Annotated in this window: 22 protein-coding genes and 10 pseudogenes; 23 read left to right on the plus strand and 9 right to left on the minus strand. The window is 50.0% G+C overall.

The window, feature by feature from the left end:
• Nucleotides 1-205: 205 nt before the first annotated feature.
• From P2W74_RS02985 to P2W74_RS03010, 6 genes and pseudogenes are all read right to left on the minus strand, one after another.
• Nucleotides 206-1,195, minus strand: coding sequence for a hypothetical protein (locus P2W74_RS02985; protein WP_276293829.1), 990 nt, complete (start codon nucleotides 1,193-1,195; stop codon nucleotides 206-208).
• Nucleotides 1,192-1,506 carry a hypothetical protein gene (locus P2W74_RS02990; protein ID WP_276293830.1) on the minus strand — a complete coding sequence of 105 codons (315 nt, stop codon included), beginning with the start codon at nucleotides 1,504-1,506 and terminating at the stop codon, nucleotides 1,192-1,194. The genes P2W74_RS02985 and P2W74_RS02990 overlap by 4 nt, the downstream gene beginning before the upstream one ends.
• 85 nt (nucleotides 1,507-1,591) lie before the next feature.
• Nucleotides 1,592-1,726 (minus strand): hypothetical protein, encoded by a 135-nt coding sequence (locus tag P2W74_RS02995; RefSeq protein ID WP_276293831.1) that lies wholly within the window; start codon nucleotides 1,724-1,726, stop codon nucleotides 1,592-1,594.
• 4 nt (nucleotides 1,727-1,730) lie between these two features.
• Nucleotides 1,731-2,749 (minus strand): annotated as a pseudogene (locus P2W74_RS03000) (phage integrase).
• Nucleotides 2,750-2,752: 3 nt separating this feature from the next.
• The gene (locus P2W74_RS03005) at nucleotides 2,753-3,313 is read right to left on the minus strand and encodes a PH domain-containing protein (RefSeq protein ID WP_276293832.1); all 561 of its coding nucleotides are present in this window, start codon (nucleotides 3,311-3,313) and stop codon (nucleotides 2,753-2,755) included.
• Nucleotides 3,314-3,327: 14 nt separating this feature from the next.
• Nucleotides 3,328-3,910, minus strand: a pseudogene (locus tag P2W74_RS03010) (phage repressor protein CI).
• 137 nt (nucleotides 3,911-4,047) lie between these two features.
• Here P2W74_RS03010 and P2W74_RS03015 point away from each other — a divergent pair.
• The 9 genes and pseudogenes from P2W74_RS03015 to P2W74_RS03055 all read left to right on the plus strand — a co-directional run bounded on the left by P2W74_RS03015 (nucleotide 4,048) and on the right by P2W74_RS03055 (nucleotide 9,326).
• The gene (locus P2W74_RS03015) at nucleotides 4,048-4,269 is read left to right on the plus strand and encodes a regulator (RefSeq protein WP_276293833.1); all 222 of its coding nucleotides are present in this window, start codon (nucleotides 4,048-4,050) and stop codon (nucleotides 4,267-4,269) included.
• A 30-nt stretch (nucleotides 4,270-4,299) separates the two neighbouring features.
• Nucleotides 4,300-4,803, plus strand: coding sequence for a phage regulatory CII family protein (locus tag P2W74_RS03020; RefSeq protein WP_276293834.1), 504 nt, complete (start codon nucleotides 4,300-4,302; stop codon nucleotides 4,801-4,803).
• 9 nt (nucleotides 4,804-4,812) lie between these two features.
• Nucleotides 4,813-4,986 carry a phage filamentation protein Fil family protein gene (locus tag P2W74_RS03025; RefSeq protein ID WP_276293835.1) on the plus strand — a complete coding sequence of 58 codons (174 nt, stop codon included), beginning with the start codon at nucleotides 4,813-4,815 and terminating at the stop codon, nucleotides 4,984-4,986.
• Nucleotides 4,987-4,997: 11 nt separating this feature from the next.
• Nucleotides 4,998-5,425, plus strand: a pseudogene (locus P2W74_RS03030) (hypothetical protein).
• Nucleotides 5,425-5,826, plus strand: coding sequence for a hypothetical protein (locus tag P2W74_RS03035; protein WP_276293836.1), 402 nt, complete (start codon nucleotides 5,425-5,427; stop codon nucleotides 5,824-5,826). Before P2W74_RS03030 ends, P2W74_RS03035 begins: the two are co-directional and overlap by 1 nt.
• A 67-nt stretch (nucleotides 5,827-5,893) precedes the next feature.
• A complete protein-coding gene (locus P2W74_RS03040; RefSeq protein ID WP_276293837.1) occupies nucleotides 5,894-6,127 on the plus strand; it encodes a DUF2732 family protein in 234 nt (77 codons plus the stop codon).
• A pseudogene (locus tag P2W74_RS03045) lies at nucleotides 6,118-6,976 on the plus strand (DNA adenine methylase). The gene P2W74_RS03040 and the pseudogene P2W74_RS03045 overlap by 10 nt, the downstream one beginning before the upstream one ends.
• Nucleotides 6,973-9,000, plus strand: a pseudogene (locus tag P2W74_RS03050) (replication endonuclease). Before P2W74_RS03045 ends, P2W74_RS03050 begins: the two co-directional pseudogenes overlap by 4 nt.
• An 83-nt stretch (nucleotides 9,001-9,083) precedes the next feature.
• Nucleotides 9,084-9,326: a hypothetical protein gene (locus tag P2W74_RS03055; protein ID WP_412767214.1), complete on the plus strand. Its 243-nt coding sequence runs from the start codon at nucleotides 9,084-9,086 to the stop codon at nucleotides 9,324-9,326.
• Here P2W74_RS03055 and P2W74_RS03060 read toward each other — a convergent pair.
• From P2W74_RS03060 to P2W74_RS03070, 3 genes and pseudogenes are all read right to left on the minus strand, one after another.
• Nucleotides 9,300-9,623 carry an Ogr/Delta-like zinc finger protein gene (locus P2W74_RS03060; RefSeq protein ID WP_276293838.1) on the minus strand — a complete coding sequence of 108 codons (324 nt, stop codon included), beginning with the start codon at nucleotides 9,621-9,623 and terminating at the stop codon, nucleotides 9,300-9,302. The two genes, P2W74_RS03055 and P2W74_RS03060, sit on opposite strands and share 27 nt — an antisense overlap.
• Nucleotides 9,620-10,682, minus strand: a pseudogene (locus tag P2W74_RS03065) (phage portal protein). Before P2W74_RS03065 ends, P2W74_RS03060 begins: the two are co-directional and overlap by 4 nt.
• Nucleotides 10,679-12,452 (minus strand): annotated as a pseudogene (locus tag P2W74_RS03070) (terminase large subunit domain-containing protein). Before P2W74_RS03070 ends, P2W74_RS03065 begins: the two co-directional pseudogenes overlap by 4 nt.
• Nucleotides 12,453-12,613: 161 nt before the next feature.
• Here P2W74_RS03070 and P2W74_RS03075 point away from each other — a divergent pair.
• From P2W74_RS03075 to P2W74_RS03140, 14 genes and pseudogenes are all read left to right on the plus strand, one after another.
• Nucleotides 12,614-13,439: pseudogene (locus P2W74_RS03075) on the plus strand (GPO family capsid scaffolding protein).
• A gap of 41 nt (nucleotides 13,440-13,480) precedes the next feature.
• Nucleotides 13,481-14,504: pseudogene (locus tag P2W74_RS03080) on the plus strand (phage major capsid protein, P2 family).
• 3 nt (nucleotides 14,505-14,507) lie between these two features.
• Nucleotides 14,508-15,213: pseudogene (gpM, locus tag P2W74_RS03085) on the plus strand (phage terminase small subunit).
• A 6-nt stretch (nucleotides 15,214-15,219) separates the two neighbouring features.
• Nucleotides 15,220-15,465 carry a phage tail protein gene (locus P2W74_RS03090; protein WP_276293840.1) on the plus strand — a complete coding sequence of 82 codons (246 nt, stop codon included), beginning with the start codon at nucleotides 15,220-15,222 and terminating at the stop codon, nucleotides 15,463-15,465.
• Between the two features lie 98 nt (nucleotides 15,466-15,563).
• Complete coding sequence (locus P2W74_RS03095; protein WP_276293841.1) at nucleotides 15,564-16,016, plus strand: head completion/stabilization protein; 453 nt, start codon at nucleotides 15,564-15,566, stop codon at nucleotides 16,014-16,016.
• Nucleotides 16,013-16,519: a phage tail protein gene (locus P2W74_RS03100; protein ID WP_276293842.1), complete on the plus strand. Its 507-nt coding sequence runs from the start codon at nucleotides 16,013-16,015 to the stop codon at nucleotides 16,517-16,519. The genes P2W74_RS03095 and P2W74_RS03100 overlap by 4 nt, the downstream gene beginning before the upstream one ends.
• Nucleotides 16,516-17,223, plus strand: coding sequence for a hypothetical protein (locus P2W74_RS03105; protein ID WP_276293843.1), 708 nt, complete (start codon nucleotides 16,516-16,518; stop codon nucleotides 17,221-17,223). Before P2W74_RS03100 ends, P2W74_RS03105 begins: the two co-directional genes overlap by 4 nt.
• Nucleotides 17,220-18,347: a DUF2586 domain-containing protein gene (locus tag P2W74_RS03110; RefSeq protein WP_276293844.1), complete on the plus strand. Its 1,128-nt coding sequence runs from the start codon at nucleotides 17,220-17,222 to the stop codon at nucleotides 18,345-18,347. Before P2W74_RS03105 ends, P2W74_RS03110 begins: the two co-directional genes overlap by 4 nt.
• On the plus strand, nucleotides 18,344-18,799 hold the full coding sequence (locus tag P2W74_RS03115) for a phage protein (protein ID WP_276293845.1): 456 nt from the start codon (nucleotides 18,344-18,346) through the stop codon (nucleotides 18,797-18,799). The genes P2W74_RS03110 and P2W74_RS03115 overlap by 4 nt, the downstream gene beginning before the upstream one ends.
• 10 nt (nucleotides 18,800-18,809) lie before the next feature.
• On the plus strand, nucleotides 18,810-19,112 hold the full coding sequence (locus P2W74_RS03120; RefSeq protein WP_001155238.1) for a phage holin family protein: 303 nt from the start codon (nucleotides 18,810-18,812) through the stop codon (nucleotides 19,110-19,112).
• Nucleotides 19,099-19,440, plus strand: a complete 342-nt coding sequence (locus tag P2W74_RS03125) for a M15 family metallopeptidase (RefSeq protein ID WP_000175559.1) — start codon at nucleotides 19,099-19,101, stop codon at nucleotides 19,438-19,440. The genes P2W74_RS03120 and P2W74_RS03125 overlap by 14 nt, the downstream gene beginning before the upstream one ends.
• Nucleotides 19,440-19,772 carry a hypothetical protein gene (locus tag P2W74_RS03130; RefSeq protein ID WP_276293846.1) on the plus strand — a complete coding sequence of 111 codons (333 nt, stop codon included), beginning with the start codon at nucleotides 19,440-19,442 and terminating at the stop codon, nucleotides 19,770-19,772. The genes P2W74_RS03125 and P2W74_RS03130 overlap by 1 nt, the downstream gene beginning before the upstream one ends.
• Nucleotides 19,744-19,932: a hypothetical protein gene (locus P2W74_RS03135; RefSeq protein WP_276293847.1), complete on the plus strand. Its 189-nt coding sequence runs from the start codon at nucleotides 19,744-19,746 to the stop codon at nucleotides 19,930-19,932. Before P2W74_RS03130 ends, P2W74_RS03135 begins: the two co-directional genes overlap by 29 nt.
• On the plus strand, nucleotides 19,919-20,176 hold the full coding sequence (locus tag P2W74_RS03140) for a putative phage tail assembly chaperone (protein ID WP_276293848.1): 258 nt from the start codon (nucleotides 19,919-19,921) through the stop codon (nucleotides 20,174-20,176). The genes P2W74_RS03135 and P2W74_RS03140 overlap by 14 nt, the downstream gene beginning before the upstream one ends.
• The last annotated feature ends 73 nt before the right edge of the window (nucleotides 20,177-20,249 follow it).

A 20,249-nucleotide genomic window follows, 5' to 3' on the forward strand; every position in this document is an offset into this window, starting at 1 on the left:
GCACGGGTGCCTTAAATTCATCTTTACTTCGTTCAACCATTTTTGTTCTTTTTTAAGTTCGTTGACGAGCGAACCTCCGTCATAACGATTTTGGAGAGTCGTTCTAATGTTGTGCCAATATTTTCTATCACTCTCTAACCATAAATCAACAAATTCAAAAGGTTTAAAGTATGCGAGAACATCTACGTATCCATATTTATTAACGTCAGCAATTCCATTTCTTGAAATAAGAGAGCAGAGAACGTGGTGTGTCGTTTAAAATATTTTCTTTGAGTTCTATGATAAAATCATGATATTTTTTTCTTAATGCTATCCCCCCGTGTTTTTTACACAAATCAAATATTTCATTATGCTGTTTAAGATAAGAATCTTTAATCCAGTATCCGTATCCATATGCAGCGTCAGCGATAAAACCATAGGGGACATTTAAATTGTTTGCTGGGAATTTATTAAGGCGTTGAAGGCCATTTATGTACTTTACAATTAAGGCAAATACATCATCAATAGAGCTTTGTATGTGTTTTACTTCCGATAACATAAAAAATAAATTAGAGTAATGCAATATTTCCCCAATTTTTGTAATTTGATAATTATCAAGCTTGCTATATGCATTCTGAATTGCAGTATCAACAATCGATGTATCAAGGGAATCAAAATTCATTATTATATGCCAGGGCTCTTTCTTTTCCACAGAATCAGAATGCCGACTTTCTTCCATATGTTTTTGGATTTTTTGTTTGTCAAATACGCCATTGACAATGGTGTCTATAATTATTTCATTACTAATAATGTCACTTTCTATATTTAGATATATATCATTTTCTTTGTATTTCTCTTTAATACGTCTAAATACAGCGTTTCTTTCTTTGTTTTTTTCAGAAAAATATAATACATCATCTCTGCTTGAAATGTCTGATTCAGTAAGTTTTCCTAAGCGATATTCTATCACTATAGCTGTAAAGAGCATAAAGAGCTCTTCTGAAATGTTTTTATCGTTGCAATATCTGTCTGGTAAGCAAGTAAGTAACCTAGCTGAATCATTTATAACATGCTCTAAAATTCTTAGCGATTTACATTGGGATGCACAAAATGACTTGTAAATAATTTCTTTTATAGGTTCTATTGCTGTTGGTACTTTACTAATTTCAATAAAATGTTTGAAGGCGTCATCAATGGCAGGGGTTATCTTAATCACCTGCCCAAATATTTTCTCTTTTTTATCAAGTAATCTTTATTTAATTTGTCATCGTGAGCAATAACGATAACTTTACACTTATGATGCTCAACATACTTGTTTATTACACCAAATATATCTTCAGGCTTTATTGTGCATCTTTCCAGATCATCAAAAACAATAGGCTTTGAATTGTCAACTTTTTCTTTTATGATTGCGTTAACTATATTTCCAATCAAAGGGCCAAAGGTTAAAGTAAATTCATTTGCTTTTAGACTGGAGTTACCAAACCAATTTGAAATCTTTCTGAGCCAAGAGCGTGCTGGGTACATTTTAACAAAAATAGCAGCATGAATCTCTGCGGTAGATGTCAGGCCGAAAAGACTTACATAAAACCTATCACTTTCACCAAGAATTTTATTTATTTGATAAGTTTTTACCTACTCCCCATTCGCCCTTAACCATTACAGCGTAGCCTGGTTCTTTGAGGCTGTTGTAGTACTCGATAGATGATTTTAAATTTTTGTATGAGTCAGTGCTAATATTCTCCATGATTTCATTCCTTATATAATGGATTGAATCTAATAGCATCTTCTAAATGGTCTGGTGAAAAGTGAGCATATCGCATTGTCATTTTAATATCAGTATGACCAAGTATTCTTTGCAAAACCAATATATTCCCGCCATTCATCATAAAGTGGCTTGCGAAAGTGTGTCTTAATACGTGAGTTAGTTGGCCTGCGGGCAATTCAATCTCAGCTCGCTCAAGTGCATTTCGAAAAGCATAATAACAGGGGGTAAATAACAACCCTGGATGTTTGGGAAGCTGAGCTATAAGATCATCTCCAATCGGTATTGTCCGATTACGTTTACCTTTCGTTTTAATGAATGTTACTTTTCCTGCTGAAATCTGAGATCGCCTTAGCTTTTCAGCCTCACCCCAGCGGGCTCCTGTTGAAAGACAAATTTTGACAACCATCTCTAAATCTTTAGCTGAACTATTACGACACTCGACCAGTAAACGCTCGATCTGTTCACCAGAAAGATAAGCCATCTCAGTTTCATCAATCCTAAATTGGCGAATATTTTCTAAAGGGTTTGGTGCCTTCCATTCGCCAAGTCTTTTCAGCTCGTTAAATACGGCAAGGAAATATGCATGTTCCAAATTCATGGTGCGCGGAGAAACCTTAGATAGACGTTTTGTTCTGGCAAAATGACCATCTAAACGTTTTGCACGATATATTGTGAAAAGCTGGGCGTTGAACTCGGTAGCCAGAGGGGAACCCATGCATTCAGATGCCCATAACATTGATTTCCTACGCTTCTCTCCATCATTCAGCGTTACACCGTGCCGGTCAAACCACAACTGAACTAAGTCGGAAAGCTTGCGAACATCCTTGCCTTCTCGAGCCAGGGAGAATCCTCAATTTTTTGTAGAGTGTAATTCTCGAATGCCAGCGCTTCGCTTTTGGTGGAGAACTTCTTACGAACCCGTTTGCCGTCTTTCCCACTACTTCGGTCTACGGTGTAAAAGTCGGCAACCCAGCGCCCATCTGATAGTTTACGTACAGGCATAACTTAACCGTTTAGAACGCGTTGCTTTTGCTGTTGGAATTCGTCATCAGTCAGAACTCCGTCTGCTTTGAGTTTTGCCAAGCGTTCAATTTTCGCGATGACATCGTCTTGATTCGCAACTGGTGATTGGGTCGTGTCTTGAGAAGACTGTGCTGTATTGTTGCGAGTTTCATTTACTAAGTTTGTAAACGGAATTACAGAAGCCTTCATGACGTTCTTGATGGTGTAGTTTTGGCCACTTGTCGAGATAGTGATCTCACCAAGCAGTAAACCAGTTTTGCCACCGACGCTGACGATGTTTTGCAGATTTACATCAATCTGCTTCACGCCGAACAGCATTCCTTTATCAAGAAAAATTACACGCTTGTTAGTGAGAGTTATCAGCCAAGTATTGCCGTCCATTTGACCACTAGCAATCGCCAGCGGAGTTTCGCCAGCATTAAGAATCTCAGGTAGGTGAAAGAATTCTTTTTTTGTACCAAAAGGGGTGTCGGAAACTATTGACGCCAAACGTTTCATTTCTGATTTTAACTGGTCTTTCGATGCTGTTTTGTAGTCAATCATAATTGCTCCTTGCTTTATTTAATTGTTAAAACAATCCTTCCGATCACTGTTATGTCATCAATCGAACAATCAAATGCCATCCCTATGCCGCTAACACGTACTTTTTTTACCGGGATTCTGGTCAATGTTCTCACGCTGGTTTTCCCTTCAATTTCTACCAGCCATTCGTCGTCGTAAACTTCGGTGAAATTCTGTTCAACAACGTACTGGGTCATGCCATCCAGCACACAAATAGGGTTTTCAGGAATGGGTTTGCCTTGCTGAAACATTACTTTATCCAGCATGAGTAAGCCTGCATCGTAAAGATGCCCATCAACGATCTTCCGGCGTGGAACTTTTAGAATATCTAATTCTTCATCGTCAAACTTACGGCCTTGCCCCGTCGCTAGCCATTCCAAATTCACGCCAGTTTCAGCCATGCATTTAATCATTATGTCAGCAGGAAGTCCGCCGCGTTTATAGCGAGAGGATAAGGAACTTGCTGCGATGTCCAAAAGTTCTGCGAGCTGCATCTTTTGCGTGAAGCCATACGCCTCTATTGACTCTATCCAGTACTGGTGCGCTGTCGGTATCAGGGTCAATTCGGAATCGTGCCATTTTGCATTCAAGAAAATTAGATTATTTCTAAATGCCATTGACACTTAGATTGTATCTAATTAATCTAGCCTCGTAGTTAGATATTGCCTCATATTGACCGATATTGCCTTATCAGTCTGAACACAGGAGTTTGCACTATGCGACCTAACATTACAATTGTGATCCCAGAACCATACCTGCCACTAGATGAGTACTGCCGACGTACTGGCACAGCATATGGCACCGCTAAGAATCTGATTGAATACGGTAAGTTGCCAATCAAACCGAAAGGGAAACAAACAAAAGGTCTGATTGAAGTGAACATGGCTGCGCTCACTATCCAAGCGCTCAGCGAATGCGACATTTCGCTTAATGCGTAATCCATCCTACGGATTAGGGAGAGGCAAACAATGTTTGATTACCAGACCTCTAAACATGCTCATTTTGATGCGGCTTGCCGAGCATTTGCTATTGAACACAATTTGGAAGATGTGGCCGCAGCCGTTGGTATGAGGCCACAGATCCTGCGCAACAAATTGAACCCAGCGCAGCCGCACCGTTTAACCTGTGACGAGCTTTTAGCCATTACGGATTACACCGAAGATGCGCGTTTACTTGATGGGATGTTGGGGCAGATTAACTGCCTTCCATCTGTGCCGGTGAACAATGCCACTGAAGGCAACATGCAGCTGTGCGCCTTGAGTGCCACCGCCAGTGTGGGCGCAATTGCTGGGGAAGCCGTATCAACTGGTCACATGACCGCCGCCCGCCGTACACAAATTCTGGATCGCGCTCGCGATGCAATCCGTAGTCTTTCCGTGCTGGCTTATACCGTTGAAAGCCGTATCCAGTCTGCGCCAGTTCTGGCCGCTGCGGTGGATCTGGTGACAACTAACGCCACCGGTCTGATGTGAGGGAACACCATGAAAGCGTTTGTTACTTATCTGAAGAATGAATCTCCCGCTGTGCAGTTGCCCAGCGGTTCCACTGGCTGGATTGAATTGCCAAATGGTCAACGCTGGAATCCTGGCCACATGTACAAATTCAATGCTCAGCAGTCGCGCCGTCCGTGGTGGCGTCGCCTGATGGGGCTATAGGGGTCAGCACTATGAAAATTAGCCCTGAGCGTGCAGAGGTCGCCCTGAAGAATTGCAAAAAAATGCGCCTTCAGATCAACCCAGCCTACAGCGATGCGGGGGACTGGTGGGACAACTTAACACCAGAGTGGCGTGGCGTGGTGCTTCATGCTGCTGCGGTTACCTCCGGTGCTGGAGTCTTTAAAGCCCACTTAAGCAAATGCTGCTGGCGTGAGCTTTATGAACGACTGGCTATCGGGACATGATTCAACTGCGGAATGGCATTTCACGGGCGCGGTTAACATTTGGGGGTTTCGGCAGTTTACGTGATAGCGATTTTTCGAAACGCACTGCGAACCGTCCGATCAAAAAGGTACATCCAATTTATAGCAGTAACGGGGTGCAGATGGTGATTGCGCCTCATATCGTTCATAAGCTGCAACAACAGGAGAATCACTAATGGCCATTATTTCCGTAGAGGGTAAATCGTTGGGTGCAGAACTGGCCGTGTGGGGTGTTCCGCATAACTACGCTGTTGCGTTTGCGGAGAAAAGCACCTGTAAAAATGGTCGTATTGCCTTACACCCGTTTTTCTTCAATGACACCGAACACATGACAAACCCACGCCACTGGCTGGCGATCAATGCTGCTTTCTGGTGCTGCGTGTACCGCGAGGCAGAGAGTAAAGAAGCCCAGATTGAAGCGCTGGCCGGAATTCGCGCGCTTTTCTATACAGCCGGGGCGCTGGGTGCCGGTGAAATTAAAGCATTAATCCAGGAGTGGTGGCGGACGACATACGAGCTTCACCTTATCCCGGCACCTAACCATTCAGCCGTCACAGTACAACCTACTTTTCACTAACTAATTGCCTGAATTTTTTGGCCACGGATCAAGTGGCCGGGGATTCTTTTGCCCTAAGGAAGCCAAAATGCACATGACACGTCAGGATTTACCCGCAACAAAATCAGGCACAGACCTGCTGGCCATGCTCACCAAAGCCACGCAGGAAGGTAAAGCCGCAGCAGCTGACCTATGTTCCACCCGTCTGGAAAAGCTGGCCGCACATGCAGCCTGTGAAGGTTTAAGCGCAACGGAAATTGTTGAGTTAATCCGTGAAGAAGCGGCAGCAATTTGCAGTAAAGGGGGCGCATCATGGCAGTGAAAACGCTTTAAAATGGGTGGGTAGTAAAGCCCGCCTTATGCCGCAGCTGTTTCCCCATTTGCCAGAGGGTAAACGCCTGGTTGAGCCTTTCGCCGGTTCGTGTTCCATCATGATGAACACGGAATATGACGAGTATCTGATCGCAGACGTCAATCCTGATTTGGTCAATCTGTACAAGGTTATGGCCTACCATACAGACGCACTGCTCAATGAACTGGAGATTCTTTTTTCTGCTGGTTCATTAGGCGATGAAGAAAGCCGCGCTATTTACTTTTACGCGGTGCGTGAGCCTTCAATCAGTCCGGTAAGTCTTTTGGTTCTGAATCCATTGAAGCTGCGGCGCGTTTCCTGTACCTGAACCGTCACTGCTTCAATGGCCTGTGCCGATACAATCGCCGCGGCCAGTTCAATGTCCCGTTTGGTAAGTACAAAAAGCCTTACTTTCCTGCTGATGAAATCCGCGCCTTTGCTGAAAAAGCGAAACGTGCAACGTTCATTACCGCCCACTATTCAGAAACGCTTGATCTGGTTCGGGACGGGGATGACGTTGTTTATTGTGATCCACCTTATCTGACAGATACCGCTAATTTCACTGCATACCATGAACGCGGTTTTTCTCATCTGGATCAGGGACGGCTGGCACGTAAGCTGCGTCGCCTGGCTGAGCGTGGGGTTAAGGTTGTTGCGTCAAACAGCGATCTGGAAATGGTGCATTACCTTTACGCAGGTTTTGAAGCCGTTCAGGTTAATGCGCCGCGCAGTGTTGGTGCCGCAGCTGCAAGCCAGAAAATGGCGGCAGAGCTGATTCTTAAATGGCCTTTGCCGGTCGCTGTTGAGGCCAGCGCGTGACACAGGCTTTAGAAGCACAGCATCACGCCGTCGATGCCTGGCGGCGTGAAACCTTTGCGCCAGGGACACCGGTAGGGGCGACAATTACAGAGCGCCGCCTGTGGGCTGTTAACCCGCAGGATTACGAATGGCGTTCCCAGTACCTGCATGAGATACCCGACTGGTTAGCCGGGTATTTTGGCAATCGTTACGAACGACTGTTTTCTGGTCGTGACGGGCGTTGCCGTGCCAATACATTCCTGCGCCAGACTATCGGTGGGAGTGTATTGCCACGTCTGCGTAAGGTGGCCGCACGTTACACGCTGGCCGCTGATGTAGTCGATTCTTCCTTTGGTAAGTCGCTGGAGCGACTGCCGTCACTTGACCGTCCCGACCTTAAAAAACTGGCCGGCCAGATTTCTGGCTGGATCTCCCAGTCATTGTATGACTTCACCGATCAGTTTGTTGGCAGCACCGAAGATGCCGCAGAGTTGCGCCGCCGTACGCTGGAGTCTTACCGCCATCTGTGCGCCTGTTCTCTGATGCTAAATAACCAGCCGCCTTATTGGGCTGAACATGAAGCCAATGGCGGACAGTTGGAAACACGCAAGGCTGAATCCGGGATTCTTCGCATGATGGCGCCGGAATGGTGGGTGCTGCGTCTGAAGCGTGCGCGTGATGTGCAGCGTGAACATATGGCTATAGCCGTGGGGCAGGTTCAGAAAGCCGCCACTGCGTATGTATCCCGCAAAACCCTGGGTGAATGGGTTGACCAGAAAAAGCGGAATCTGGAGTTCTTTAAAAAGTTTGATCTGCTGAATGATGAGGGGCTGCGAATTTCACTGGACAGTATGGTGCATCGCAGCGTTGCAAATCCGGCGATCCGTCGCTGTGAGCTAATGGTAAGAATGAGAGGATTTGAAGATATGGCCAATGAAGAAGGGCTGGCCGGTGAGTTTTATACATCACCGCGCCATCACGTTTTCATGCGGTACACAGTAAAGGTGGTTTTGTTTCTCAATGGGATGGATGTACGCCGCAGGATACCCAGCGTTATTTATGTGGTGTATGGGCGAAAGCCCGCGCAGCGATCTCCCGTGCAGGTATTCATGTTTTTGGTTTTCGCGTGGTTGAGCCTCACCATGACGGGACACCGCACTGGCATATGTTGCTGTTTATGCGCCCGCAGGATGTGGATACCGTGCGCGATATCCTTTGCTATCACGCCAGAATTATACCGACTCTGAAGAACTGAAAACAGAAAAGGCGCTTAAGGCGCGTTTTCATGTTGAGGCTATCGATCCCGCCAAAGGTTCGGCAACGGGTACATCGCCAAATACATTTCCAAAAACATTGATGGATTTGCGCTGGATGGTGAACAGGACGACGAAACCGGGGAGAACATGCGCGATATGGCCAAATCCGTTTCTGCCTGGGCTTCACGTTGGCGTATCCGCCAGTTTCAACAGATTGGCGGTGCGCCGGTGACTGTCTGGCGTGAGTTGCGCCGGTTGCGTGATCAGGTGCTGACCGATCGCAAAATGGATTGCAGTGCTGGCCGCTGCTGATGTTGGAGACTGGGCAGGCGTATACCCAGGCGCAGGGTGGCGCACTGGTTGCCCGCCGTGATCTGGTTGTTCGTCTGGCCTATGAAATCACAGAACAAGGTAACGAGTACGCGGAGGGACGTGCAGCGCGTACAGGGTGTCTATTCTCCCTTAGTTCCAGATTCAGAGGTTTGTACACGCCTGGTGAAGTGGCAGAAGGTGGCGAAGTTGGCCGCGAAGCGCCAGCGGAGGCTGGTTTTTCTGGCGGCAGCGCCGCCCCTTGGAGTTCTGTCAATAACTGTACGGAGGGGGGAAACCCGTAGACGGTTAAAAACTGGAATTACGCAGTCGTGGTTTTGATGGTTCAGATGAAGAAATAGACATTCTCATTAGAGGGAGTGGGTTGATGTTCGGCCAGGGGCATTGATTTACCGAAATGGCAGGTTGCGGGAAACACAAAACGAGCCAACACATGAGCTGTGGCCGGGGTGGTCTTGACGTTGTAACCCTGTGAAACATCAATGTTTGTCAGTGGTTAGAGGGAAATTCCATTTCACAATTTGTGCTTAAAGGTGTACTGTATGTTTGTACAGTTATTTTATGGTTTTGGGGGCGAAATGGATCTTTTGGAGGCGTCGGCACAGCTGGAACGCATTGAGTTATTGGCCAAAATTGCCCATGTTTACGAAAGTGACCAGAGAGAGAAAACGATCGCTTTGGCCTGGATTGGTGAAATTGCAGGAGAGATGCGGGATATGGTCAGAAAGGAAGTAAAGAACCCCCATGCAGGGGGCTTATCAGGCGGCGGGGGTCGCTTTCAGTAGGTCTAATGCCATTTGACGCTGATCGGGTGAAAGTGCATTCAGTATTTTTTGCACCATTGCATCACCCGTTTTCGCGCTGGGGCTGAGAGTGTGGGAGAACGTCAGGTTCATGACAAAAGTATGGCCACACTCCACATCTGAACAGGCGCAGTAAATATCCGCAATCTGCCGGTGCTTCCGGTTTGTTTTACGAATAACAGCTTTAGAGCCGCATTCCGGGCATTCGATTTTCAGAACTCGCATATTCCATGCTCCAGCTGTTAAATAATGCCTGGATTTTAGCCTTTTTTGCCTCATGCCGCATCCTTATCCGTTGATTCTGTGTAACTTAAATCAAAGCTAAGGTGTAGCCTTTCCGGAATTTCGGGGTCGTTGTTAATGGCCAGCATGAACCGGCGCTGGATAGGGGCAATTTCGCTTTTCTTGTATATCCGTTCCGCCTTTTCAACATCCCCCAGTCCGGCAGTATTCTGTGGAACAATGCCAGCCAGACCTGCGGGAAAGCGGTGCGCGTTCAGAATGTCCTGCGCGCTGATGTTCTTGATGTTGGCAAACTCATCCTTTGCGGAAATATCCCCCATTTCAATAAATTTGATGGCGTCACCGTCTCCGCCTGGAATGTTCACCAGAATGGTGGAGAAGTTGCCGATCCCTTTGCTGTCACGCAGCTGCTGTTCAATTTCTTCCTCCATTTCATCCGTCATGCTGGGGTCACGTGTGTACAGGATGCCGCCAGTATGGGCGCCGTTATGGTAGTAGCGGCGGCGGAAAATGACCGCTTCACTGTTCAGTAAGGCCGAATGCACCCCTCCGATATAATCTGGCAGTCCGTAGATGTGCTGCTGGGGGTCGTACATTTTTGATAAAAATAATGTCTTCCTGCGGCCAGATTTGCGGCTCTCCTTCCTGTAGAACCACATAATCACCTGGCACGTTTTCTGCGTTATCCCTGAGTTTACGGCGGCGGATATACAGACCGGGTAAAGGCTCCAGCCCGATCACGTCTCCCCAGCCATTGCGGATTTTGCCAATCGCAATATCGCCGAAGGTCGTATAGTCAAACGCTGCGGCTTCAAGCTGGTCATACGTCAGGCCGCCCCCCAGGTAATCGGACACAATCATATTTTTTCGGGCGTGGATGATGCCACCATGCTGGCCGTTAAGATTAATAAGTTGCGCCAGCGCCAGCCGGTCAATCGGCTGGGTGTAGTGATCTGCGGCGTTGTCATACCAGATATCACGGTAATCCGTGCCGGTGGTCAGAACCGGTTCCGGTTTGTCGAACGTGATAATGCTCATCTTTTTTGATTTATCGCCGCGCGGGTTGCGCTTAATGAAGCGGTTCTTTTTGCTCATGCTGCTTTGTTCCTCACACCCCAGCGGGATTTCGGTTTGTTTTCGTAGTTAAGGGGCTCGTTATGCAGGGCGTGGGTGATTGCCCAGAATGCCTCTGCGTGACCAGTGTCCTGGCTGCGGTCTGCGACAAACGTCATGGCGTTGCCACTCTGTGTGGTGGTTCGGCGCACGGACATAAAGCTGGCCGGGATCTCTTTCAGGTTTTTGTCCCATTCAATACGCTGGCTTTCCACCACGTCTGCCGCCTTCAGTACCAGCTGGTTTTTGGTGTTCATGTCGTAACGAATGGCAACGGCCACACGCATGGCGAAATGCTGGATATTGTCAAAAACCCCCTGGCCAATGCCGGTAACGTCAACGCCCAGGTACGTGAAGTTGTATTTTTAAACAGCTGTTCGATCTGCTTTGCCTGGTATCTGAAGTTCATTCCCCTTCAGTAAATGACTTTCAGAACGCGGAATTTCTCCACGGCAAACATCGGCGGGGCGACAATGACGAAACACGACAAATCGCCGCTGCGTGCCGGGTCAAAACCGCCCCAGACGGGTCTGTCACCAAAGGGGCGCAGGGCGTCCGGGTTATGATCCTGCCAGGTGTCCACCTCCACGCCGCAGGCTTCCAGGTCAGCGAAGCTGAAAACAGAATCTTTGCTGTCCACGAACACGCACATATAGAGCATGTTAAAAGTGGCCGTGTTGTAGCGGTTGCGCAGTTTCTCGATGTTGGCCAGGTTAAAGCCGCCCGCAATGGCATCTTCCATCGTGATGACGTAGCGCCACTGTCCGTCCGGGCAAAGGCGTCCGCCATCGCGCATTTCGTCAAAGGACGGGAATTTAACTGCCGAACGCTTTTTACTGCCCTGTTTCCATTCCTCACCTGTCCAGAACGGGTACGCCTGGTGTGTTTTGGCTGACGGTGTTGAAAAGTAGGTGGTGCGCCATTTGTCGTGCGTGGCCATCGCACTGGCTACTTCGTTCAGTCGGGTGAAGTTCGGCACCCAGAAATATTCGTCGCAGTACAGGTGGCCGCTGTAGGACTGCGCGGTGTTTTTGTTGGTGGAGAGAAAACGCAGTTCTGCGCCGTTGCTTAAGCGGATCGGGTTGCCGGTCAGTGTGATGCCGAAATACTGCTCGGCAATGTTGACGATATACGAGCGGAATACTTCTGCCTGAGCTTTGGAAGCGGACAGGAAGATTTGCGGATCGCCAGTCATTACGGCGTTTTCAAACGCTTCATACGCAAAATACCAGGTGGCACCAATCTGTCGGCTTTTGAGGATGTTTCGTACCAGTTGGCCAATGTTCAGGCGCAGGTGTTTCTGGTATTCAAAAAGATGTTCTTCTGCCCAGGTGTCAAAATCTTCCTGGGTCAGCGATGAGATATCGTTTTTCTTGTACTTGCGTTTGCTGCGGGGTTCGTCGTCATTGCTGTCCCGCGCAGCTGCTTGCCCGCTTCCCTGTCCGCAGGCCATCTTCTCTTTATGCTTATTGCTTTGAGCACGCAGCTTTGTGGCGTGTGCAATGAGCATGTCCATTTCTTTCAGGTCGAGATCGGTTTTGTTATCGCGACTGGCCAGCAGCTGGTAACGGCGTTCGATCGCTTCCTCTGTGCTTTCAAAACTGAGTAAATCTGCCCAGCTGTATTTTTCCGCCCAGTAGTAAACGATCCGCGCATTCGGCAGATTTAATTCTGATGCAATTTCTTTGGCGTATAGCGGCGCAAATAAAGTGCGCGAACAACGCCTTTTAGTTCTTCGGAGTATTTAGCCATGCGGATAATTATGCCGTGGCCGTAATGAAAAAACGGTGGTGTTAATTCGCGTCTGTTCGGCAAAGCGTTATAACCGAACTGAAAAGAATAAAGCGTAATGCAGCGGCGGTTTTATTTGGCAATAATTGATTTGCAGCGTCAGGGAGTGAAGCAGGGGGGATATGTCACATTTAAAAACTGACTGGCTGTGTGTTGCTACTGAAGGGGATACCGTTGACGGCAGAGAGATTAAACGGCAGTGGATTATTGATATGGGGGAAACCTATGACTATAGCCACTTTGTCGCCTTAATCTGGCCGGAACATGAGGACGATTGCGGTAATTTCGGGGAGGTACTGGAGGCCACCTGGACGGATGGTGAAGACGGACTGGCGCGACTTTACGTCAGCCTCTGCCCGAATATGCGTTTGATTTTCGCAAACCATGAAGACCAGCTTCTGTTCTTCTCCATTGAACCGGAGGAGAACTGGCGCGGTAGCGGGCGTACTTATCTGAGGGGGCTAGCGGTAACGGATACGCCAGCCAGTATTGGCACCACACGGCTGCGCTTTAGTAGTCGGCGCAAAAAATTATCAAAACAGGGGTATTACAGCTGTGTAATTTCCCGTGATGGAAAAATTAAACAGGAAAACAGAATGAAGAACTGGCAGAAATTATTTGGCATTAAGCCGAAATTTGAGGACGAATCGCAGCCGGATGATTCCGCGCAGGGTGATGATAAGTTGCAGGCGCTGGCCAATGCAGTGAACGAACTGGAAGGCCGTGTGGCTAAAATTGAAAGCCAGATGAATGATGTTCAGGGCGATGTTGACACCATCGCTGAAGTGGTGGACACGGAAGAATTTGCGGCTATTCGTGATAATGCGAAAGATATCGTTAAACGCTTTAACGATTTGGGTAATAAATCCACCCGCACACCGGGGCGCAGGTATCAAAGATAAAGCCGGGAAATTTAATTTCCCTGTAATTCGCACTGCTGCTGATTAATTCAGAACATTTTTATTATCGCTTAATTGCGAGGGAGTTTTATGCACCTTAATAACCGTGCGCGGGATTTACTGGATAAATATTCGACCGGGATGGCGCAGCAGTTCGGCGCACGTGATACCAGTCGTTATTTTTCCCTGAATGACCCGCAGGAAAACGCGTTGCGTCTGGCGTTGCTGGAGTCTGTGGAGTTCCTGAACATGATCACCTGTCTGGATGTTGACCAGCTGAGTGGTCAGGTGATTTCTGTCGGTTCCTCCGTACTGCATACCGGCCGCAGCGAAAATGGCCGTTTTATTCGTCAGGTCGGCGTTGACGGTAACGATTATTCCCTGGTTGAGACAGACAGCTGCGCGGCGTTGCGCTGGGATCTGCTTTCGGTCTGGGCAAATGCTGGAAAGGACGAAAACGAGTTCTATAACCTTGTCCAGGCCTTCACCACGCAGGCTTTTGCGCTGGATATGCTGCGTATTGGTTTTTAATGGTAAGAGCCGCGCAAAAACCACGAACCCGACCGACAACCCGAACGGTGAAGACGTCAACGTTGGCTGGCATGAGCGCATGAAAACGCTGCTGGGTGGTAATCAGATTATGACCGATCCGGTGGTGCTGGATGCGGCCGGGGATTACACGTCACTGGATGCGATGGCATCCGATCTGATTAACGCCAAAATTCCGGCACAGTTCCGCAATGACCCGCGTCTGGTCGTGATGGTGGGTGCCGATCTGGTGGCGGCTGAACAGTACCGATTGTACCAGGCCGCAGACCGCCCGACTGAGAAAATCGCGGCGCAGATGCTGGGCAGTACCATTGCTGGCCGTCCGGCAGTGATCCCGCCATTTATGCCGGGTAAACGCATGGTGGTGACGCCTCTCTCCAACCTGCATATCTACACCCCGCGCAACACCCGTATGCGTAAAGCGGAATTTGTTGAAGACCGTAAGCAGTTCGAAAACAAATACCTACGCAACGAAGGTTATGCGGTGGAGGTACCGGAGCTGTACGCGGCTATTGATGAATCCGCAGTAACGATCGGCAAGGTTGCCGAACCCGCAGAGGGCTGATAAATGGCACTTTCTCCCGCGCAGCGCCATAGCCAGCGCATTGCGATGGAACAAAAGCTGAAGCACAGCCAGGCGCTGGGAACCACGGAAAGCATGCACCTGCTGGTCAGGGCGCTGGAAAAAGACGTGGAACACGCCCGCACTCTGCCGACCATCGCTGATCGCGTTGAGTTTAAACGGGATGTGTTACTGCCTCGCTGGGTGCCTACCGTGGAAGCGTATCTGGAAAGCAATCAGGTATATGCAAACCCTGTTTTTGCCTGGTGCGTTATCTGGCTGTTTGACGTGGGCGATCTGGATAAGGCGCTGGACTGGGCTGACATTGCAATCAGCCAGCAGCAGGCAACGCCGGATCGGTTGCGCAGCAATTTCCCCACGTTTGTGGCCGACACGATGCTGGCGTGGGCGCAGGAAACGGCGGGGCGTGGGGAAAGCATTGAGCCGTATTTCTCCCGTACGTTTGAGCGGGTGGCGGATACCTGGCGGGCTACACGAACAGGTCACGGCCAAATGGTTCAAGTTTGCCGGGCTGGAACTGTTGCGCAGTGAGGATGGCCAGAACACAGCGGCGGGCGTGGATAATATTGAAACGCTGGAGAAAGCCGATCAACTGCTGGCCATCGCAGAAAAACACTATTTAAAAATTGGCGTCAGAACGGCACGGCAGACTATTGCCGCCCGTATCCGAAAACTGAACACACAAGGATAACAACGGGTGAAACAAATCCATTCGCAGAGCGCACATACCCATAGTGCGGGTGCACATACCCATAGCGTAGGTGCGCATACCCATAGTGCGGGTGCACATACCCATAGCGTAGGTGCGCATACCCATAGCGTGGGTGCGCATACCCATAGCTTGGGCGCACATACCCATAGCGTGGGTGTACATACCCATAACGTGGGCACACATACCCACAGCCTGGGGGCACATACGCACGCATTGAATACCGAGCAGTAAAACGACTACCGCAAGCCAGGCGGACGCGGTGGAGGGCAGAACACCTTGTGTGTCACTGCGCCGTGGAAACCGGTCAGTCCGCCTTTTTCGGAGGAATCATGTTTAGCGGAAAACCGCTGGATTATCAGGATGAACCGCTGACGAATAACGGGTTCTGGCCGGATCTGAACCTGAAGGACTTTCAGGCTCAGCGGTCACTGCCAGCAGATATCGACGCGGACACCATTAGTCAGGCGCTGCTGGCCGCTGTCGCGGAGGTGAATGCCGAACTGGAAAACGTGGAGGCCATCTGGAAAGCAAAAGGCCACACGCTGGCAGCAGATGTTCCGGGCGTAAAGATGGGCGGACTTAACAGCCTGTGCGCCCAGTACATGAAAGCAGTATTTGCCAGGGCAAAAGCGGATTTGCTGGGGGAGTTCGCCACTATCGGGCGACGTGAAACTCATCCGGGGCAGGAGAGTATGGAAACCCGCGCCGGGTTACTGGCTGAGGCTTCAGTGGTGATCCGCCGCATGAAGGGGCTTAAACGGGCAACGGTGAAAAAAGTATGAGCCAGACGCAGCTTGAGAGCCTGACCGCATTTTTTCGGCAGAACGTGCCGCCGCGCGCCATGCAGTCATTTGACAGTGTGCTGGATGAAATGAAATTCATCCCTGCCGCGAAAGATTACGGACTGGGGCAGTACCGCCAGGCGGTAATTCGCTATGACGCGGTAATCAGCTGGCAGCGTTTCCCGTATCGCCTGTGTCCGCCGCAGTTGCTTATGTCGCTGCTGGCCGCGTGGCTGGATGAGGCTGACAGGGAATTACTGGATGAAATCGGGCTGACTGAAGCTGAACCGGACTGGGATGTGTCGGTGGAAGATGAGGAAATCGCCACCATTGTGCTGACGGTGCCGATGGCGGAGGAACTGGTGATCAGGGAGGACGAAAGCGGGGTGATCCCGTGGCGGGGTAAACGCTGGTCACTGGTTAACCCTGAAGTCTGGATAGCGATCACCGCCAATATTTACGGCGTAGATGAAACCGGGGCTCCGGTAGGCGGGAACGAATGATTGCCGGTGGCGAGCTGAATAAAAAGCAGCTGGCAGAACTGCGCAAGGCATTGGCGGGCATGGAACTGCCATCCAGAAAGCGGCAGCGGCTTATCTGGCGTCTGGCCAAATATGGCGTGATTGCCGCAGCAAAACGGCATGTTCGTAATCAGGAATCACCGGACGGCCAGAAATGGCCGGGACGTAAAACGAAGCGCAAAGGGAAGATGCTACGCAACCTGCCCAAATTGCTGCACATCCGCGAAATGCCGGAAATTCAGGCGGTGCGGATCTACTTACAGGGCGGCGGCTACCGGAACGGAGAAAAGCCGGTACCTGCCGGAACGGTCGGATATGCGCAACAAAACGGGATGCGTGTAAACGTCAGTCGCGGCAGTCAGCCACGGAAGTCTGAAGCAGGGAAGATGGCCACGCCAGCCCAGGCTAAAAAGCTACGGGCGCTGGGGTACCGGGTGCGCAGTGGCAAGCGCTGGAAAAAGCCCACGCTGGGCGAATTAACCCAGACGATGCCATACGCCCAGGCAGGGTTACTGATTCGAAAACTCAGCGGTAAAGCAGTGAAAACCAGCTGGACAGTGGATCTTCCTGCCCGTGTGTTCCTGGGCATGAGTGACGATGAATTTGATAAAGCGCTGGCGCGTCAGCTTCAGGCCATTGGCTTTGGCTGGGATGTTAAGGCGCAGGATATTAAGGGGAAAGCATGACCTGGCCAAATGTGACCGTGAACCAGGTAAACCAGCTGCTGGGTGAAACCAGTGAAGTGGAACGCACGCTGCTGTTTATCGGTACGGGTACCAAAAATGTGGGGAAGACGCTGGCGGTAAATGCCCAGAGTGATTTTGACGCGCTACTGGGGGAAGGTGACAGCCAGCTGAAAAGTGATGTTCTGGCGGCGCAGGCAAATGCTGGCCAGAACTGGTGGGGATTCATTCATGTGCTGGCCGCTGATGCTGAAGATGATGCCTGGGTAAAAGCGGTTCTGGCCGCGCAGGTGGTGTGTTCGGTGGAAGGCGTGGTGCTGTCCAGTGATGTGACGGCAAAAGCCCAGGTCAATCAGGCGGTGACGCTGCGATCTCAGTTGATTGCTAAATACGGCCGCTGGGTGTGGTTCATTCTGGCTGTTCAGGGGATGCAGGAGGAGGAAGCCCAGGCGGATTATCTGGTGCGCCTGTCCACACTTCAGGAAGGGATTGCGGAAAAAGCGGTGCAGCTGGTTCCGCGTCTGTGGGGAAATGAACCGGGTGTTCTGGCGGGGCGTCTGTGTACCCGATCCGTGACCATTGCAGACAGTCCGGCGCGGGTGAAAACCGGTGCACTGATAAGTCTGGGCAGCGATGAAATGCCGGTTGATGGTACCGGGGAAGTGCTGGAGCTTGCCACGCTTCAGGCTCTGGAGGCACAGCGTTTCAGCGTGCCAATGTGGTACCCGGACTATGACGGTTTTTACTGGGCTGACGGGCGCACGCTGGATGTTGAAGGCGGTGATTACCAGTCGATTGAAACATTGCGTGTCGCGGATAAAGCCGCACGTCGTGTGCGTCTGCTGGCCATCAGCAAAATCGCGGATCGCTCACTGAACAGCACACCGGGCAGTATTGCGGCACACCAGACCCTGTTTGCCCGTCCGCTGCGTGAAATGTCCACGGCGGCCAGCATTAACGGGGTGTCATTTCCGGGGGAAGTGAAAAAACCCCAGGATGGTGATGTGACCATTGTCTGGAAAAACAAAAAGACGGTGGATATTTACCTTGTGGTACGCACCTGGGAAGTGCCGCTGCAAATCACCATCAGTCTGTTACTGGATGCCAGCCTGGAGGCCGCAGCATGAGTAAACGTATTTCGGGGATGTCGTTTGATACCTACGTTGACGGCGATCTGATCCACATTGAGAAAATTACGCTCGATATCACGGACAACAGCGCCGCTGCCCAGACGCGCGGTGTACCGGATGGCCACGTTGATGGTGATGTGGCCGCAGAAGGGGAAATTGAGGTCAGTTCAAAGGTACTCAGTGTACTGACCGCAAAAGCCCGCGCGGCAGGTTCGTGGCGCGGTATTCCACCGGTGGATTTCCTTTTCTATGCCAAAGCAGGGAATGAGGAAGTGAAGGTGGAGACGTTCGGCAACAAATTGCAGGTCAGCAATTTGCTGGATATCGATCCAAAGGGCGGCAGTGTGGCCACGCACAAAATTAAATATTTCGTGACCAGTCCGAAGTTCGTCAACATCAACGGTGTGCCGTATCTGGAAGCGGAAGCCACAGAAAACCTGATCGGATAAGGAAGCCGGAATGCAGGAACATGAAAAGAGCCTCTATTCACTACTGATCATCGGTGCGCTGATTGCCATTGGTAATGTGCTGACCAGTAACGACCCCATCACACCGCGACTGTTCGCCGGTCGTGTGATCCTGGGGAGTTTCGTTTCAGTGGTGGCCGGGGCGGTACTGATTCAGATCCCGGATGCCAGCCCGCTGGCGATTCAGGGTCTGGGGGCGGCGCTGGGCATTGCCGGTTATCAGGCCGTGGAAATGTGGCTGCGCAGACGTGCAGCAGGTAAGAAAAATGGGAGCGTGACAAATGACCCTGAGTGAAAAACAACAGCTGTTTACCGTCATGGTGGCAAACCTGATCCACTGGGCAGATGAACACGGCTACCGGCTGACGTTTGGTGAAGCCTCCCGCACACCGGAACAGGCGGCGCTGAACGCAAAGAAAGGCAGCGGTATTGCCAACAGTCTGCATACCTCGCGTCTGGCTGTGGATTTTAATCTGTTCGTGAATGGCGAATATAAAACCCGCACGGAAGATTATCTGCCGCTGGGTGAATACTGGGAATCTCTGGGCGGCAGTTGGGGTGGGCGCTTCAAATCCCGACCGGATGGCAATCATTTCAGCCTGGAACATAACGGGGTGCGCTGATGGATCGCGTGGTCGTGGGGTGGTTGATTACGGTTGCTCTGGCATTTGTGACCGGCTGGAAGGTGGCCGGTTGGCAGCGTGACAGTATTGATCTGGTTATCAGCAAATCTGCTACCGCGACCGGGGAACAGCTGGCGGTTGTGTCCAGTGAGTCCGGGCGGAGACTGGAAGACAAACTGGAGGCTTTGAAAAATGCGCCACCGCGCGAGATCCGCACGGAAGTGCTTAAGCCGGTATTTACCAATGTGTGTCTGTCTGACGAGTTTGTCAGCATGTACAACAGCGCCGTCGCCGGTACCGAACGTGCGTTATCAGGAAAACCTGAAAACTAAATGCACCACGCAGCTGCCACGCCTGAAAGGTATGACGGGGAAAGATGCTGCGGAACTGCTGACGCTTTATCTTGAAATATATGGCCAGTGTGCCGCGCGTCATAATCAGTTAGTGGATGAAATTAACTTAAGAGAAAATATTATTTATGGAAAAAATTAAACTTTGCGTTTGTGGTGTGGATATTGTTTTTGAACCAAACCAGACGGCGTACAATAAATTTATTAATGAAATGGCAATGGATAATAAAGTTGCCCCTGCGCATAACTATCTGACACGTATTGTGGCGGCCGAAAGTAAAGACGCACTGGCGGAAGTATTAAAACGTCCGGGGGCTGCGCTTCAATTAGTGAGTAAGGTTAATGATATTTACGCGCCCGAACTGGAAATCGAAGTAAAAAACTGACAAAGCGAGTCCATGATATTGAACGAAATGGGCTCGAACAGTATTTAATTCTCCGCCGTCATTATTTACCTCA

It is taken from the genome of Citrobacter enshiensis, from assembly GCF_029338175.1.
GTDB classification, from domain to species: domain Bacteria; phylum Pseudomonadota; class Gammaproteobacteria; order Enterobacterales; family Enterobacteriaceae; genus Citrobacter_D; species Citrobacter_D enshiensis.

Bases quoted from the DNA above. Each gene is read 5' to 3' on its own strand.
- P2W74_RS03100 (WP_276293842.1), top strand. From the start codon at position 16,013: ATGAGCCAGACGCAGCTTGAGAGCCTGACCGCATTTTTTCGGCAGAAC.
- P2W74_RS03020 (WP_276293834.1), top strand. From the start codon at position 4,300: ATGTTTGATTACCAGACCTCTAAACATGCTCATTTTGATGCGGCTTGC.
- P2W74_RS03115 (WP_276293845.1), top strand. From the start codon at position 18,344: ATGAGTAAACGTATTTCGGGGATGTCGTTTGATACCTACGTTGACGGC.
- P2W74_RS03060 (WP_276293838.1), bottom strand. From the start codon at position 9,623: ATGAGGCAAAAAAGGCTAAAATCCAGGCATTATTTAACAGCTGGAGCA.
- P2W74_RS03040 (WP_276293837.1), top strand. From the start codon at position 5,894: ATGCACATGACACGTCAGGATTTACCCGCAACAAAATCAGGCACAGAC.
- P2W74_RS03025 (WP_276293835.1), top strand. From the start codon at position 4,813: ATGAAAGCGTTTGTTACTTATCTGAAGAATGAATCTCCCGCTGTGCAG.
- P2W74_RS03005 (WP_276293832.1), bottom strand. From the start codon at position 3,313: ATGATTGACTACAAAACAGCATCGAAAGACCAGTTAAAATCAGAAATG.
- P2W74_RS03140 (WP_276293848.1), top strand. From the start codon at position 19,919: ATGGAAAAAATTAAACTTTGCGTTTGTGGTGTGGATATTGTTTTTGAA.
- P2W74_RS02995 (WP_276293831.1), bottom strand. From the start codon at position 1,726: ATGGAGAATATTAGCACTGACTCATACAAAAATTTAAAATCATCTATC.
- P2W74_RS03110 (WP_276293844.1), top strand. From the start codon at position 17,220: ATGACCTGGCCAAATGTGACCGTGAACCAGGTAAACCAGCTGCTGGGT.
- P2W74_RS03055 (WP_412767214.1), top strand. From the start codon at position 9,084: ATGTTTGTACAGTTATTTTATGGTTTTGGGGGCGAAATGGATCTTTTG.
- P2W74_RS03095 (WP_276293841.1), top strand. From the start codon at position 15,564: ATGTTTAGCGGAAAACCGCTGGATTATCAGGATGAACCGCTGACGAAT.
- P2W74_RS03105 (WP_276293843.1), top strand. From the start codon at position 16,516: ATGATTGCCGGTGGCGAGCTGAATAAAAAGCAGCTGGCAGAACTGCGC.
- P2W74_RS02990 (WP_276293830.1), bottom strand. From the start codon at position 1,506: ATGTACCCAGCACGCTCTTGGCTCAGAAAGATTTCAAATTGGTTTGGT.
- P2W74_RS03015 (WP_276293833.1), top strand. From the start codon at position 4,048: ATGCGACCTAACATTACAATTGTGATCCCAGAACCATACCTGCCACTA.
- P2W74_RS03130 (WP_276293846.1), top strand. From the start codon at position 19,440: ATGGATCGCGTGGTCGTGGGGTGGTTGATTACGGTTGCTCTGGCATTT.
- P2W74_RS03120 (WP_001155238.1), top strand. From the start codon at position 18,810: ATGCAGGAACATGAAAAGAGCCTCTATTCACTACTGATCATCGGTGCG.
- P2W74_RS03035 (WP_276293836.1), top strand. From the start codon at position 5,425: ATGGCCATTATTTCCGTAGAGGGTAAATCGTTGGGTGCAGAACTGGCC.
- P2W74_RS03125 (WP_000175559.1), top strand. From the start codon at position 19,099: ATGACCCTGAGTGAAAAACAACAGCTGTTTACCGTCATGGTGGCAAAC.